Consider the following 16,213-nt stretch of genomic DNA (forward strand, 5'->3'; position numbering starts at 1 on the left):
GGACGTTTTTTTGTTACTAAAAATTATATTTATCAATATTCTCTTTCGTAAATACAACCCGCTCTGGCAATACGATAATTCCATTTCCTTCTGCTTCATAATCATAACCTTGGATGGAGTTTGGCTCTACTTTCACTTTTCCGATTCCTTTTACTTCGAAACTATCCCCTACTTTTAACTTCTTCCCTTTTACTACTATTTCATTTGCTACATACGTTGCGAGTGCACCTTGTTGTTTTACATCCCATAATCCAAATTGTTGTACTGTTCCTCGTTTTACGTAATCACGCATAACGTTTGGTGTGGAAAAACCAGTTACGACTACTTTTTTATCCATTTTTAAGTTTTCAGCTGCTTGTGCCATCGCTGGTAGTGCCGTTGCATCCGGACAAATGACTGCATTAATATCTGGATATGTTTTTAAAATGTTCTCTCCTACAGATAACGATTTTTGCGCATTATTTTCGCCGTACTGCGTCGTTACAATTTCCCAGTTCGGATATTTCTTTTTAATAATTTCTTTCGCTTTCGTTACCCATTGGTTTTGATCCGTTACCGTTGGACTAGAATAAAAGAAAGCTACTTTTCCTTTATCCCCAATTTGTTTGGAAGTCATTTCAATTAATAAATTAGCAAGTTGATCTGGTGTTCCTTGGCTTATATAAAATGAACGGTCTTTCGGATTCACATCAGAATCCCACGTTAAAACAGTCATTCCTTTTTTCTTAGCTCGTTGTAATGATTGTGATAAACCATCTACTGACGTAGAAGAGACCATAAGTGCATCATAGTTTTGATTAATAAAGTTGTTTATATATTTCACTTGCCCTGATACACTTGCTTCAGACGGTCCATCATATTTCACATGTACGCCTAACTTATCTCCCATCTCTTTTGCTCCTTCACCACCCGATGTAAAGAAGCCAACTCCAGTTAATTTCGGGATGAATGCAAATTTCACATCATCTGCCTTTTTCTTATCTGCCGTTTGACTAGAGCAAGCGATTAAACCGATTAAACAAATGCATACAATGAATACAATCCCCAGTTTTCTCTTCATGACATTTCCCCCTTATGCAAGTTCTTTCTTTTCCACGGTGTGAATTGATGTAATTTGAAATGTCTCATAATAACTGAAAGAATAAGAATAATACCAATAACTACGTTAGATTGTTCATTTGTTAAACCCGTCATTTGCAAGCCATACTGCATGAGTCCTATAAAAATACTCGCCAGTACAGTACCGATAATGCTTCCTTTTCCCCCTGTAATAAGTGTCCCGCCTAATACGACTGCTGTAATGATTGGTAAAATCGTTTCACTTCCCATATCAGCACGTGCGGAGCCGAAATATGCAGTTAAGAAAGCGCCTCCTAATCCACCTCCTAACCCGGAAAGTATGTAAGCGATGATGACTACTTTTTTCGTTTTGATCCCAGTGTATTTTGCTGCATTTTCGTTTGCACCAGTTAATTTGACGTGGCGCCCATAAATAGTACGGTGAAACAATACCGTGCATAAAATCGTTAATATAATCAATAACCATAATAAATTCGGTATCCCTATAAAACTACCGTTTGCCAGTTGTACAAATGCGTCAGGCAAACCACTTATCCCTTCATATCCAGAAGCACCTGACCCTCCTGAAATGACGAGTGCAATTCCGCCGTATAAAAACATTGTTCCGAGTGTAACGACAAGTGGCTCTACGTCTGTCATTTTTATAATGAATCCGTTTAAAGCTCCTGCTAAACAGCTGATTAAAAGAGCTAATATGACCGCTAGCAAAATAGGTATTCCATTCATCCAAAGTACACCAATTATAATCGAAGTTAACCCCATAATAGATCCTACAGAAACGTCAATTCCTCCTGTTACAATAACGAAAGTCATTGGTATCGCTGCGATTGCTATAAATAGAAAATCATTTGTACTAAAAAGGAGATTACTAATATTTAAGAAATCACTACTTATAAAACTAAAGAGAATGAATTCTATAAAAAGTAATACAATTAGAACACCTTCCCATCTGTACAAATACTTCATAGATTCATCCTCCTTTCCGCCTTCCACTTTTTCATAACACTATCTAATATAACGATTACTAATAATAAAAACCCTGAAATAGCATTATTCCAAAACGCAGGTATTTTTAAAAAGACAAGTGAACTACTAATCGCCTCTAAAAATACTGCTCCTAATGCAGCTCCAACTATAGAACCCGTTCCTCCTTTTAAATGAATTCCCCCTAGTACAGCAGCTGCGATAACCTGTAGTTCTATCCCGGTGCCTGTTTGATTTGGAACGAATCCGATATTCATGACAAATATGCAACCAGCGAGCGCAGCGCTTATGCCAGATATAATAAACGCATATATCTTCACTTTATTAACAGGTATACCAATGAGTCTCGCGCCATCTTCATTATCACCTACCGCATAAAAGTATCTTCCGAATGGCACTTTCCTTAAAAAGAAGTATAGTAGTAGTAAAATAATAAGAACAACCCATACAATTATCGGCAAACCAAGTATGACGATCGATGACAATTTCTTAAAATTGTTTGGTACGTCTTCAATCCACTTTCCGCCTGTGAAAATTAACATCGCACCTCTAATGATCCCTAACATACCTAATGTCATAATAATAGCTGGTACCCGAAACTTCGCAACGCCAATCCCATTTATAAAACCGAGAATAGCGCCAAGTAAAATAGCAGCAAGTATGGACAAAAATGCATGATATCCACCCGTTAACACCATCCCGCAAACAGCTGCGCTTAATCCCATAATTGAACCGACTGATACGTCTATATTTTTCGTAAATAAGACGAACGATTGGCCAATTGCTAGCACAACTAAAATAACGCTTGATTTCATCATTAAAGATAACGAGTTAAGCTGAACGAAACTTGGATTTATCATTCCGACAATGGCAATGTAAATGAGTAATAATAGTATGATAGATGTTTCGTGCATTTTATACATACGTTTCATTCCGTTACACCTCCGTATGCAAGACGTGTAACTTCATCTACAGTCATATTTTGTTTCTCTAAATGAGAAACAAATTGTCCATTTCGCATTACATATACACGATTTACTAATTGAACGATTTCTTCAACATCGGAAGAGATTAATAATATTGGGAGTCCTTCTCTTTTCATTTTTTCTATCGTCTCATATACTTCAATCCTTGCTTTCGCATCAATTCCGCGAGTCGGTTCATCAAGAATTATAATTTTTGGATTACACGCAAGATATTTTGCAAGCACGACTTTTTGCTGATTACCTCCCGATAAAGATGCTAGAACTTCATCCATGCTTCGTACAACAATTCGAAACTGTTCTATATACGCCTTCAATAAAGCGCTTTCTTTTTCTTGGTTAATGAAAAATCGACTATTCTGATGTAAACTTGCTGCAGTCATATTTTCTTTAACCGATGCAATTGAGAAAATACCATTTCTTGCTCTATCCTCTGGCACATAAACTAATCCCTCGCTAAGTCTTTTATGCAAAGAGCATGAATCAATTGATTTTCCTTCTAATAAAATAGAACCTGATTTTATAGACTTCAATCCAAATATGGTTTCTGCTAATTCCGTTCTGCCTGATCCAACAATGCCAGCAATTCCTACAATCTCCCCAGCATGTACAGTAAATGATATATTTTCGAATGCGTGACTCGTTATATCCATTACTTCTAATATTTTTTTCGTTTCTTTTGTCTCTTGCACTATTTCTCTTTTCTCTTCTTGTTTATACCCTTTCGGCAATAACCCCTCCATTAGCATGTCATATGTATAGTCACATACATCACCTTGGCTTACGATCATTCCGTCACGTAATATCGCTACTTTGTTGGCAATTTCAAAGATTTCTGGAAAGCGATGCGTAATATATATCATTCCAATTCCTTTTTCTTGTAAACTTTTCATCAGCACAAAAAGACTCTTTATTTCGTGAGTTGTTAATGTCGATGTTGGCTCATCTAAAATAAGAATCTCGGCTTCCCGTATTAATCCTCTAACGATTTCTACTAACTGTTGCTGCGCAATGGATAGTGATCCTCCTAATTCTTTAAGGTCAATATCCCATCTTAAACTGTCAATCAATTGCTGAATCTTTACTTTTAATTCCTTTTTCTTCCCTTTTAGTCCGATACATATATTTTCTTCAATGGTCATATGCGGAAAAATGAGTGGTTCTTGTGGTATTAAGTAAATCCCTTCTCGGTGTGCTTTTTCCGGATTTACAAACTGTTTCCTCATTCCTTTTACATACATTTCTCCACTATCATACGAATATAACCCCGTTAATATTTTCATTAATGTTGATTTTCCAGCACCATTTCCTCCAACTAAAGCGTATATATCGCCACGCTCTACTTGTAAGTTCACCTCTTTTAACACAAGTTGATTTGAAAACGCCTTACTCATTTTCTTTACATGTAATAAAGGTACGTTCTCCACATGATGTCACCTGCCTTCATCCAGAACATTTTTTGAGAAAATGATTATTTGTTCTACTTGTTTTGTAGCATTGTATATTTCTTTTTTCATATCTAGAACACTTTTTTCATCAGACAATTAATCGTTTCAACTGGAATAAACAAAATATATGGCACATATGTTTAAGCAGTGGTCAATTGTTGAAAGGGATGACGCGTATGACACAGCTGAACTTTGAAGAGAATTTATTAACTAAAGTAGCTTGGTACTATTATAAAGACCAATTAACACAACAGGAAATTGCTTCACTTCTTCACATTTCAAGAAATAAAGTTGTCCGATTATTAGATAAGGCGCGCAGTGAAGGTATCGTCACATTTCACGTAAAAGGGACTGGTTTACACTGTTTAAGTATTGAGCGTGACCTAATGAAAAAATTCCATTTAAAAGATGCTTTTATTATCCCTACTCCAATAAACAATTATCACGCTTCTCTCGGAAAAGCTGCTGCACAGTATTTAGAAACTCAGCTCCAACAAGGCGATTTACTCGGCATTGGCTGGGGTGAAACGATTAGCAAAATGCTAGAAAACATTCATTTTGAAACTTCTATTAATCTTTCAATTGTAACGCTAACAGGCGGAGTAAATCACTATCTCCCAAGAAAACAAAACTATTTTCACTACATGCAAGGCGATTTTCACATTATCCCTACGCCGTTTCTAGCATCTACAACCGAAATGGCACAAAGTATTCTATCAGAACCGAGTGTAAAAGATATGCTTCATGTCGCTTCACTTGCTCATACGGCAGTTGTTGGTATTGGCGGGATATCTCAAGATGCAACTATTGTAAAAGAAGAAAAATTAACACTACGTGAGATGACATATATTCGTAGTCAAAACGGTGCTGGCGATATTTTAGGGCAGTTTTATAATACGAATGGTGATTTATTAAAGCTCCCACATCATAATCGACTAATTGGTACGCCGCTCTCGATTCTGCGCAAAATGAAACATGTCGTTGGTGTTGCTGGAGGTATAGAAAAGATAGATGCAATTTATGGTGCCTTAAAAGGAAAGTTCATTCATACATTAATTACCGATGAGGAAACGGCCCTCTCCTTATTACGAAAGGATGGTGATTGTTAATGTCTCATTTATTAGCTTTTGATGCTGGTACAGGAAGCATTCGAGCTGTTCTTTTTGATTTACTAGGTAATCAAATTGCGGTCAGTCAAAAAGAATGGGTTCATAACACGGATCCTCGTTACCCAGGTTCTATGAATTTTGATGTAATAGAAAACTGGCAACTTGTACAACAATGCACGAAAGAAGTTTTACAAAGAAGTAATGTCTCGCCCTCTTCTATTCAAGCTATTAGCGCTACTAGTATGCGAGAAGGTTTTGTTTTATATGATAAAGATGGGCAAGAAATTTGGGCTTGTGCAAATGTTGATGGGCGCGCATCCTCCGAAGTTAGTGAACTAAAAGAAATTCGGTCACATCTTGAAGAAGAATTATATACAAGATCTGGTCAAACTTTTTCATTAGGTGCTTTACCCCGCCTACTTTGGATTAAAAAACACGAACCAGACGTCTATAATGCTATTCACTCTTTTACGATGTTAAACGATTGGATTTTATATAAATTAAGCGGCGTGCTGCAAATCGATCCATCAAATGGATGTACATCCGGTATTTTTGACCTGCAAAATAGAGTATGGGATAACGATGTCGCTATCGAGTGCGGTTTAACGTTACCATTTTCAACAACAGTAAATGAAGCGGGTACAGTAATTGGCAACGTCACAAAAGAGTGTGCAGCATTAACTGGATTATGTGAAGGAATTCCTGTCGTCGCCGGGGGCGGAGATGCACAAATGGCCTCACTTGGAACAGGAGTCGTGAAACCTAATCAAACGTTAATATGCGGAGGTAGTTTTTGGCAACAAGAAGTCAATGTTACAGAACCAAAAACAGATCCACATGCTTCCATTCGGGTAAATTGTCACGTTATACCTAACCTTTGGCAATATGAAACGATTGCCTTTTTCCCAGGCCTTGTTATGCGCTGGTTTCGAGATGCTTTTTGCCATGAGGAAAAGAAACTTGCTGACAAACTCGATGTAGATGCTTATGCATTATTAGAAGAACAAGCGAAAGACGTACCTGTTGGTTCACATGGCATTATTCCTACCTTTTCAAATGTTATGAACTACATTTCTTGGCGTCATGCCGCACCTTCTTTTTTAAATTTAAGTTTAGATGCAAACAAATGCGGAAAAAAGGAACTGTTCCGTGCTATTGAAGAAAATGCTGCCTTCGTTACACTTGGCAACTTAAAATTAATAGAAAATCTCACAGGGACATTCCCTTCTGAAGTCATTTTTGTTGGCGGTGCTGCTAAAGGAAAACTATGGCCACAAATTTTATCGGACGTCCTTGGTATTCCTGTAAAAGTACCTGTTGTGAAAGAAGCAGCTGCTTTAGGAACTGCGATTGCTGCCGGAGTTGGTGCTGGCATATATTCATCTATGGAAGAAACTGCCGAACAGTTTGTACAGTGGGAGCACACATTTGAACCAGTTACTGAAAATCATGAACTATATAAAGAATTCTATGAAACATGGAAAACTGTGTATGACAGTCAACTCGCTTTAGCTGATAAAGGGCTCACCTCACATATGTGGATTGCGCCTGGTGCACTGTAACATATTACATAAAGGAGTGAAATGTATGTTAAAAGCGAATGAAAATGATTTCTCCTATCGCTTCGGTGATAACGGACCGAAATATTTAATACAAGGTCCGAATATTGATCTTGGCCTTGTTGTCATTCAGCCTGGGCAAGAGTTTCAAAATCACTACCATACGACGTGCGAGGAAGTCTTTTATGCATTAGAAGGTGAAATTGATTTCTATGTGAATAACGAAAAAGTTCCGATTAAACAAGGCGATGTATTGCAAGTTCGCCCTCATGAATCACACTATCTTATTAACCATTCTGACAAACCTTTTAAAGCAGTTTTTATTAAGTCACCACATTTACCAAATAAAGATACGGTACAAACGGAAAATCCAACATTAACGAAGGAGTGATTTCTAATGACTTGGGGATTTAAAAATCGATTAAATACAATTTTACCTGATGGAAGAGCGGTTATGTTAGCGATAGATCACGGCTACTTTTTAGGACCCATTCACGGGCTAGAACAGCCACTTGAAACAGTTAAAAGCTTACTTCCTTACACAGATTCCCTCTTTTTAACTCGAGGTGTACTTAGCTCCTGTATTCCTGAAAACTGCAGCACACCGATGGTTATGCGTGTTTCAGGTGGAGCTACTGTCGTCGGTAAAGATTTAGCGAATGAAACAATTGTTACACCAGTAAAAGAAGCAGTAAAACAAAACGCAATTGGCGTCGGTGTTTCTGTTTTCGTCGGATCAGACTATGAAACACAAACTGTTTCAAATCTCGCAAATGTAGTTTCAGAAGCTCACGATTACGGTCTACCAGTACTCGGTATTACCGCTGTTGCGAAAGAATTACAAAAACGTGAAGCACGCTTTCTAGCACTCGCTTCTCGCGTATGTGTTGAAATGGGTGCTGACATTATTAAAACGTATTACTGCGAAGGATTCGAAAAAATCACCAGCACTTGCCCTGCCCCAGTTGTAATCGCTGGTGGTCCAAAACTCGATTCAATTGAAGACGCATTAAACATTACGTACAATGCACTGCAAGAAGGCGCAATCGGCGTAGATATGGGCCGAAACATATGGCAATCTGAACATCCTGCTGCGATGATTCAAGCGATTCATGGCATTGTGAAGAATGGATTGAATGTGAAAGAGGCACTCCAATTATTCGACGATGTAAAAAATTAAAATAAACGACAGACTATTACTCTTAAATATATACAAAATTAATATTTACTATAAAGAAAAACCTCTATGTTAGATTACTAAGTAACCTAACATAGAGGTTTTCTTTTACATTTTTTTGTTCCGGATTTAGTCAGATTTCTACAGATCGCGTACGTTCCAAACAATCTCACCGCGCTCCCCCCACGTACTGTGATGCCGATGAAACCCTATCTTTTCTAATACCCGGAAAGACGCCGTATTCCAAGCACCTACAGTAGACCAAAGTCTATGGCGACCCGTAGCAATCGCAGCCTCAAGCACTGCTGATGCTGCCTCTGTCGCATAACCTTTTCGATGAGCACTTTGGAACAACTCATATGCAATCTCTGGCTCTTCAAGCGTGGAACGACCGATGATTAAACCACAGTATCCGATGAAATCCCCTTCTTCTCGCCTACGTATAGTAAGAAGAGAAATACCATTTTCAGTTGCTTTCTTGCGCATTTCGATAAGAGAGATACGAACAGATTCAATGGTTGGCATGTCCACACCACGTTCACCAATTAATTGTCTCAGCCAGACTACATCAGATTCCTCCCACATATTCAGATCGAGTCGTTCCGTTTTTAACTGGAACGCCATATCTTTAAAAACAGCTGTCATAGCGGTAACCTCCTATTGATTTCACTGTACTACTTATAATAGTTTCGTACTTTACCATATGGGAAACCTGCTTGATTCATACATTATTATTATTTTATGCATAAGCAATTCCTCTGCTAAATAGACCTTGTTATCAAACTTCATTTTAAGTCTACAATATTTGATTTATAAATGATTTTAAATTAACACTTAATATTTATATTTAAAAATGTATTGCCCTTTCTTTTTTGTTAAAATAAAGAAAATGAGGAATTATTATGCAAAGAATGACATTTGAACGTCCTACTGATTATTACGATGAAAGATTATATACTATCGATGAAAAAATTTGTGCTCTATTAAAAGAACGGAAAGAACTTTCAGGTGGTGATCCAGGTTTTCCACATGATGAAGCCATTTATAAATGGGCAAAGCAATACGGATTTTATCCAGACTATCTAAATTCATTATTCTCTTCCATGATGGACGAAGGTGAATTTAAACCTCGCGTCGAACCAACTACATTCAAAAAACATATACCTGTTTTTAAATCTTATGAACATAATGGTATCATGTATACCGTAACTTTTATTCGGCAATATGCAAATGCTAGTGTAGTTTATTTATATAGCGATTGGGATTCCACTGATGAAGCTTTTAATGAAAATAAGCCTCATAGTTTCTTCCAATTATCAATAGATGATACATATGACTGCTGGCCAGAAGGTGGCGGCGGCACTGATGGACATTTTAGTCATCATTTCGTTATATCTCCTGCCCTTCCTGATAATTTGTCTGGAATAAGCTTACGATTCAAAGAACTCAATATGCCGTTTAGGAAAGATCAAGCTGTGCTTGAATTTGAAATTCAGTTGGACTGAAAAGAGCGTAATCTAGTTGAGAATTTGACTAGGTTACACTCTTTTTAGTTGTTACTTATTCGGTATATGAAATTTATATCAATGATTTTCTCAATATATCGATTTATTGAAAATATTAGACAACATTATTTATGAAGCACCCACTCAATTAACTTGATTGCTGCTTTAATACGGTCCTTCGTATCTCCTAAAAATAGCTTATTAAGTAATGAATCTAAATGAATGGGCTTATTCGGCAACTCTTTAATATATCTTAAAACAGATCCCGCTGGCGGTGTAGGTTTGTTATGAATGGCCCATATGCCTTCTATCAATGTCCAAGTTGACGTGTGAACTATGTATGAAGCTTTTAACTCATCATTTGCTTTTAAAGCAGACTGAATTTTAATGAGCGAACTATGCAACCAATAAGAAATGCCTTTCACTTTGTCACTAGAAACACGATAGTTTTCAAATTCATATGTAGCTATTTCCTTTAACTTTTTCAACTCGCCGCTTTTATCAAATAAAATTTCCCCTTCTAAAAATGAGTATAATTCCATCGGATTGTTTTTGAAGTTTTCTAGTATTTGATTAACGTCTGCATACTTATATTCAACTAAAATTTCTTCTCTCGTTTCAGAATGAAATTTCTTATTTTGTCCGTCTTCTAAAAGAACATAGAAGTCTAAATCCGAATCAGGATATGCATCACCTCTTGCGACAGATCCGATAAGCATACATCCAGTTATCTTATTTATAGATAAGATTTCAGCTACTATTGTTTGCACTAATTTTTTATGTTGTTCATGTTTAGTTTGTGCTTCTAACATTTGTAACCTCCAAACATTTTTTCACTTCATTTACCTCCATTTATAACGAAATAATAAAACATATATCACATCCATATTTTACTATACATCAAAAAAAGAGGATATTTGTTTATTACTAAACAAATATCCTCTACCTTTACATATATATTACGATTGTTGATAAGCCGCTTTCGATGATTTCACATAATATACTGCGTGATCCACGTTAATGATATGATCTGGTTTTGACTTACCACGACTCGCTCTATGACCTGCTAAATGTTCTTCACTCGTTTCCCAGTTTTTCCATGCTTCTTCAGATTCCCAGCGAATCATAACGACAACTTCTTCGTCGCCGCGTCTTACTTTTTTCACAAGAACGCTTAAGTCGATGAAGCCTTCAAATTTTTCAATAATGCCTTCGCCAGTGAAACGTTCTACAACTATATTTGATGTACCTTCTTTTACTGTAAATGTTTTCGTTTCAATAAACATATATCCCACTCCCTCTTTATAATACGAATACTACTATTCTTCTATTATAGTTGATTATGATAATTATTTTCAATTAAAAAGTTTTAATTATTTGAATCATGCCGTTTTCTCTTCAACTGCCTCATCTAAAAATTTGAAATACGGAAGTAATAATCCTATTAAAGAAGTAATACATATAATCGCACCGATAATAAAGTATAGTGCTCTTATTCCCCAGATTTCACTTAGTATGCCTCCTAATAACACACCTAACGGCATAGCAGATCGTATGAAAAATAAACGCACTGAAAATACTTGTCCTATCATATTGTTCGGTACTGTTTGTTGGCTTATTGTCGTGTTATGAACATTGAAAAAGGCAATGCAAATGCCTGCAACAACTTCAATGAACACTGCAATTACTATACTATGATTGAATGCTAGAGAAATATATGTGAGTCCTCCTATAAACAATCCACCAAGCATAAGTATACGCCGGCTTTTATATGTTACTTTTCCGACTAGTATAGATCCAACTACATAGCCAAATGGGAATCCGGCCATAAAATAACCAAATTCCGCATACCCGGCTGACAGCTCGTCTTTTATATAAGGAAGATTTGTAACTAGCGTAACCCCAACTCCAAATTGCACGAAAGTAAGAAAAATACCGAGCCAAACGATAACTGGTTTTGTGAAAAAATATGTAAAACCGTGAAGAAACTGTTCTAACCACGTTTTCCGAATAGATTGTTTTGTTCTCTTTTCTTTTATATTAAGTAATAATGCACCACTAACAAATAGACAAATACATACGAAAGATAATGTAAGTTCTGTTCCAATCAAATGAATGATTACTCCGGCTAATACGGGCGCAAGAAACATCATAAGACGAGCCATTCCATCAATATACGCATTTGCGTCTTGAAGCTGTTCTTTACTTACAATACTCGGTGTAATTGCTTGACTTGCAGGTGTATACAGCGGCGTAATAAGCCCGATTATTATTTGTACGACATACACATGCCATACTTCTATACTGTTAGTAAGTAACATGACTAACGGCAGTAAGAAAACCGAAGCCCGCATCCATTGCGAAAAAATCATAATCCACTTCCGGCTCCATTTATCAATAAATGGGCCACTTATTAGTTGTAGTATAAGAGATGGGATAAAGTATAGTAGCCACATACTACTTAATGCTGTTTTTGATCCTGTTAATTCGTAAACAAGAATCGAATTACATAACGTTCCGAAAGCCCCGCCTAACTCTGAAATTGCACTGCCAATCCACATATAAAAGAACGAACGGTTTTTCAATACATTTTTCAATTTCACACACCAACTTTTCTACTAGATTCCTCCCTCTATGTGCATTCTAGTTGCATATTATCTATTTAAAAACGCATCTAATTCTTTCGATAACGACTGTACTGCTTTCTTTCTCAATACATATTTCCCGTCATGTATATCTACTAACTTCGCTGCACGTAACAATTTCAAATGATGGTGTACAGTCGATTTACCGAGTTGCAGTCTTTCTGTAATTTCCTGCAAAGTCCGTTCTTGTTCGAACAACATTTTTACAATGCGTAACCTCGCTTCATCCCCAAGTGCCTTATGTTTTTGAACTAAAAAATAATTCGGTTCATATAGATCTTCAGGATGGATGCTTTCATTTGCGACTGGGTAATGAAATACTTTCGTATCTTCAATATCCGCCTCAATGTTCCACGGTCTGTACGTCATTTGTGGGATAAGAAGTACATAATGAACACTTGGTTCTGGCATATAGTTCACACCGCCAGTCGCCCACTCGACAAACTCTTCTGGTTTCATCTTTTTATTCATTTCATTTTTCGCTTCATAATCTCTTTGTAATATAGAAAGTATTTGCTCCTCCTCTTTCTGAATAACACTCTCATACCACCCTGTCATAACAGCGATTAAATGGGATTTCAGCACTTGTACATGAACATCACATATAAAATGAATATACGTGGAGAAAAACTGATGATCTTGTGTCAGCTCCTCTAGTTCATATATTGCAGTTACGTCTCCACTTGCTGCTAAATGTCTTTTCTTTTCATACTTCTCGCCTAAAAACGGTAAGCATATATATTTCAAATCTACTTCTGAAAGCGAATCGATTTTAGCATGAAACTGCGCTAAGTCCTGAAAATCCTCTTTATACAACAACTGAAGTAACGCTTTCCACGTATTATGTTCTTCTACAAACTGTAAGTGCTCTCTCATTTCTTCTGTTAATGATTCCTTAATTTCTTCCCATTCATTTTGACTCTTTTCAAGGGTATCGATTAACCTTTTATGAGTAATTGCCGCAATGCCAAGTGCGCATTCGAAAAGTATCGAATACTTCACTTGAACATGGTAAGTTTCCCTCTTTCTACTCGTTATGTGATAGACCTCCATTTTATCCCCTCCTTGTTTACTATATATTAAATTCTATTTTTATCGAATTATACCTTCTATATTTTTAGAATTAATGAAATTTAAGTTGAAATACATTCATTCTAAATTAAGAAGAATAGGAGCTTTTTTATATACAAATAATAACTTTCAAGGAGTTGTTGACATGTATTTTATATTAAATATGTTAGGGATTTTCATTGTAATCTTAATCGTTTTCCTCTGTTCGCCTAATAAAAAACATATAAAATGGAGACCAATCGTTATTCTAATCATATTAGAGCTCTTTATTACGTGGTTTATGTTAGGTACGAAGCTCGGTAGTATTATCATTAATAAAATTGCGTCATTTTTCAGTTGGCTACTGTCATGCGCGAATGAAGGTATTCGGTTTGCCTTTCCTTCCGCTATGGAAAATCAAACAATTGATTTCTTCTTTAGCGCATTACTTCCTATCATTTTCGTTATCACCTTCTTTGATATTCTTTCGTACTTCGGAATCTTAACTTGGATTATTGATAAAGTAGGTGCAGTTATTTCAAAGATTTCTCGTTTACCAAAGTTAGAAAGCTTCTTTTCGATTCAAATGATGTTTTTAGGAAACACCGAAGCACTTGCGGTTGTTCGTGATCAGTTATCTGTTTTAAAAGATAATCGTTTATTAACTTTTGGAATTATGAGTATGAGTAGCGTTAGCGGCTCCATTCTTGGCGCTTATTTATCTATGGTTCCAGCAACATATATTTTCAGCGCAATCCCTTTAAACTGTATTAACGCATTAATTTTAGCCAATGTTTTAAATCCTGTAGAAATTACGAAAGAAGAAGATGTCATATATACACCTTCAAAAGATGAAAAAAAAGATTTCTTTTCTACTATTTCAAACAGTATGTTAGTCGGGATGAATATGGTTATCGTTATTTTAGCTATGGTAATTGGTTATGTGGCATTAACTGCATGTTTAAATGGAATTTTAGGCTTTTTCGTCACAGGTTTAACAATTCAAAAAATCTTCTCCATTATCTTTAGCCCCTTTGCTTTTTTACTCGGTTTATCGGGCAGTGATGCGATGTATGTAGCTGAATTAATGGGGATCAAAATAACGACGAATGAATTTGTTGCAATGATGGATTTAAAATCGAACCTAAAGTCTTTACAACCACATACAGTTGCAGTTGCAACTACATTTCTAGCTTCTTTTGCTAACTTTAGTACAGTAGGTATGATTTACGGAACTTACAATTCATTATTTGGCGGAGAAAAATCAGCCATAATCGGTAAAAATGTTTGGAAGCTTCTCGTTAGCGGGATGGCAGTTTCCTTATTAAGCGCTATGCTTGTTGGACTATTTGTATGGTAAATATTCTTTAAAATAAAAGACACCCAATCGAATTGAGTGTCTTTTATTATTATTTTCGAATTTGTCCATTTCCACGAATCACATATTTTGTAGAAGTTAATGCAGGAAGTCCCATCGGTCCCCTTACGTGTAGTTTTTGTGTACTGATGCCAATTTCTGCGCCGAATCCGAATTCAGATCCATCAGTAAAACGAGTGGATGCATTATGATACAGTGCAGCCGCATCAACAGATGTGAAGAACTTATTGACGTTTTCCTCGTTTTCTGAAATAATCGCTTCGGAATGCATAGAACCATACGTATTTATGTGATGAATCGCTTCTTCTATAGAAGAAACTACTTTCACTGCCAGTGTGAGAGATAAAAATTCTGTTTCCCAGTCTTCTTCTGAAGCAAGTACAATTGAAGAATCAATAGCCAATGCTCTCTGATCACCGCGTAGCTCCACACCTTTTTCCTTCAAAGTTGAAAACAGCTCGCTACCAAATTGCTGCGCCCACTTCTCATGAAGTACAATCGTTTCAATTGCATTACATACAGATGGACGCTGCGTTTTTGCATTAATAATAATATCAATTGCCATTTGTTTATTCGCTATTTCATCAATGAAAATATGACAATTTCCTGCACCTGTTTCAAGTACCGGAACAGACGCTTCTCTCACTACCGTATCAATTAATTGTTTGCCTCCTCTTGGAATAAGAACGTCTAGGTAATCATTCATTGTAAACAACTGCTTTGCGCTATCCCGTGTTGTGTCTTCTATAAGCTGTACACTTTCTTCTGGCAAGCTTGTTTGTTTAAGCGCTCGGTGAATAACTTCAACAATAGCTTTGTTAGAATTAATAGCAGAAGAACTACCACGTAATATAACTGCGTTTCCTGTTTTCAAACAAATTGTAGCAGCATCTACTGTTACATTCGGCCTTGCCTCGTAAATCATGCCAACAACACCAAGTGGTACACGCATCTCCTGAATAGATAGTCCATTTGGTCGCTCCCATTCGCTTACACGTTCTCCAACTGGATCACGTAATTCGATTAACTGCTTAATCCCCTCTGCCATATCAACAATTCGTTGTTCAGTTAGCATAAGTCGATCAAGGAGTGAATCAGAAAATCCTTTTGCCTTACCTTCTTCGATATCACGTTTGTTTTCCTCTACAATATAAGCTGTTTCTACTATTAGCCTTTCAGCAATAGCAGCAAGTGCTTCGTTTTTTTGACTTGTAGATTTTAGTACAAGTTCTCTAGCAAGTGCTTTCGCTTTTTTTCCCTTTGCCAACACTTCATTCATCTTCATTTCCTCCTTT

Annotated in this window: 16 protein-coding genes; 6 read left to right on the forward strand and 10 right to left on the reverse strand. The window is 36.5% G+C overall.

Features of this window, described 5'->3' with window-relative positions; translation table 11 throughout:
• Positions 1-16: 16 nt before the first annotated feature.
• Genes lsrB through DM800_RS23780 form a run of 4 tightly spaced genes read right to left on the reverse strand, consistent with a single transcriptional unit; the run spans position 17 to position 4,474 of the window.
• Positions 17-1,060, reverse strand: coding sequence for an autoinducer 2 ABC transporter substrate-binding protein LsrB (lsrB, locus tag DM800_RS23765; protein WP_098068323.1), 1,044 nt, complete (start codon positions 1,058-1,060; stop codon positions 17-19).
• The gene (locus DM800_RS23770) at positions 1,057-2,046 is read right to left on the reverse strand and encodes an ABC transporter permease (RefSeq protein WP_147787726.1); all 990 of its coding nucleotides are present in this window, start codon (positions 2,044-2,046) and stop codon (positions 1,057-1,059) included. The genes lsrB and DM800_RS23770 overlap by 4 nt, the downstream gene beginning before the upstream one ends.
• Complete coding sequence (locus DM800_RS23775; RefSeq protein WP_147787727.1) at positions 2,043-2,996, reverse strand: ABC transporter permease subunit; 954 nt, start codon at positions 2,994-2,996, stop codon at positions 2,043-2,045. Before DM800_RS23775 ends, DM800_RS23770 begins: the two co-directional genes overlap by 4 nt.
• Entirely contained in the window at positions 2,993-4,474 is a 1,482-nt protein-coding gene (locus DM800_RS23780) for a sugar ABC transporter ATP-binding protein (protein WP_147787728.1), read from the reverse strand. Before DM800_RS23780 ends, DM800_RS23775 begins: the two co-directional genes overlap by 4 nt.
• Before the next feature lie 197 nt (positions 4,475-4,671).
• Here DM800_RS23780 and DM800_RS23785 point away from each other — a divergent pair, with 197 nt between their 5' ends.
• Genes DM800_RS23785 through lsrF form a run of 4 tightly spaced genes read left to right on the forward strand, consistent with a single transcriptional unit; the run spans position 4,672 to position 8,343 of the window.
• Positions 4,672-5,604, forward strand: a complete 933-nt coding sequence (locus tag DM800_RS23785; RefSeq protein ID WP_147787729.1) for a sugar-binding transcriptional regulator — start codon at positions 4,672-4,674, stop codon at positions 5,602-5,604.
• Positions 5,604-7,166, forward strand: coding sequence for an autoinducer-2 kinase (gene lsrK / locus DM800_RS23790; protein WP_147787730.1), 1,563 nt, complete (start codon positions 5,604-5,606; stop codon positions 7,164-7,166). The genes DM800_RS23785 and lsrK overlap by 1 nt, the downstream gene beginning before the upstream one ends.
• Before the next feature lie 25 nt (positions 7,167-7,191).
• Positions 7,192-7,554 carry a cupin domain-containing protein gene (locus DM800_RS23795; protein ID WP_046959771.1) on the forward strand — a complete coding sequence of 121 codons (363 nt, stop codon included), beginning with the start codon at positions 7,192-7,194 and terminating at the stop codon, positions 7,552-7,554.
• Positions 7,555-7,560: 6 nt separating this feature from the next.
• The gene (lsrF, locus tag DM800_RS23800; protein ID WP_147787731.1) at positions 7,561-8,343 is read left to right on the forward strand and encodes a 3-hydroxy-5-phosphonooxypentane-2,4-dione thiolase; all 783 of its coding nucleotides are present in this window, start codon (positions 7,561-7,563) and stop codon (positions 8,341-8,343) included.
• 138 nt (positions 8,344-8,481) lie between these two features.
• Here lsrF and DM800_RS23805 read toward each other — a convergent pair whose 3' ends face one another.
• Positions 8,482-8,985: a GNAT family N-acetyltransferase gene (locus DM800_RS23805; protein ID WP_147787732.1), complete on the reverse strand. Its 504-nt coding sequence runs from the start codon at positions 8,983-8,985 to the stop codon at positions 8,482-8,484.
• A gap of 257 nt (positions 8,986-9,242) precedes the next feature.
• Between DM800_RS23805 and DM800_RS23810 the strand changes: the two genes are divergently transcribed.
• Positions 9,243-9,845 (forward strand): hypothetical protein, encoded by a 603-nt coding sequence (locus DM800_RS23810; RefSeq protein ID WP_147787733.1) that lies wholly within the window; start codon positions 9,243-9,245, stop codon positions 9,843-9,845.
• A gap of 125 nt (positions 9,846-9,970) precedes the next feature.
• Here DM800_RS23810 and DM800_RS23815 read toward each other — a convergent pair whose 3' ends face one another.
• The 4 genes from DM800_RS23815 to DM800_RS23830 all read right to left on the reverse strand — a co-directional run bounded on the left by DM800_RS23815 (position 9,971) and on the right by DM800_RS23830 (position 13,543).
• On the reverse strand, positions 9,971-10,657 hold the full coding sequence (locus DM800_RS23815; RefSeq protein ID WP_147787734.1) for a nucleotidyltransferase domain-containing protein: 687 nt from the start codon (positions 10,655-10,657) through the stop codon (positions 9,971-9,973).
• A 147-nt stretch (positions 10,658-10,804) separates the two neighbouring features.
• Positions 10,805-11,131 carry a heme-degrading monooxygenase HmoA gene (hmoA, locus tag DM800_RS23820; RefSeq protein WP_147787735.1) on the reverse strand — a complete coding sequence of 109 codons (327 nt, stop codon included), beginning with the start codon at positions 11,129-11,131 and terminating at the stop codon, positions 10,805-10,807.
• A gap of 96 nt (positions 11,132-11,227) precedes the next feature.
• A complete protein-coding gene (locus DM800_RS23825) occupies positions 11,228-12,442 on the reverse strand; it encodes an MFS transporter (RefSeq protein ID WP_142291765.1) in 1,215 nt (404 codons plus the stop codon).
• 57 nt (positions 12,443-12,499) lie between these two features.
• Positions 12,500-13,543: an ArsR/SmtB family transcription factor gene (locus tag DM800_RS23830; protein WP_147787736.1), complete on the reverse strand. Its 1,044-nt coding sequence runs from the start codon at positions 13,541-13,543 to the stop codon at positions 12,500-12,502.
• Positions 13,544-13,706: 163 nt separating this feature from the next.
• Here DM800_RS23830 and DM800_RS23835 point away from each other — a divergent pair, with 163 nt between their 5' ends.
• Positions 13,707-14,900, forward strand: coding sequence for a nucleoside transporter C-terminal domain-containing protein (locus tag DM800_RS23835; RefSeq protein WP_088609167.1), 1,194 nt, complete (start codon positions 13,707-13,709; stop codon positions 14,898-14,900).
• Positions 14,901-14,949: 49 nt separating this feature from the next.
• Here the strand turns inward: DM800_RS23835 and DM800_RS23840 are convergent, their stop codons facing one another.
• Positions 14,950-16,197 (reverse strand): glutamate-5-semialdehyde dehydrogenase, encoded by a 1,248-nt coding sequence (locus DM800_RS23840; protein ID WP_147787737.1) that lies wholly within the window; start codon positions 16,195-16,197, stop codon positions 14,950-14,952.
• Positions 16,198-16,213 lie beyond the last annotated feature (16 nt).

Source organism: Bacillus sp. AY18-3, assembly GCF_008042305.1.
GTDB classification, from domain to species: Bacteria; Bacillota; Bacilli; order Bacillales; family Bacillaceae_G; genus Bacillus_A; species Bacillus_A wiedmannii.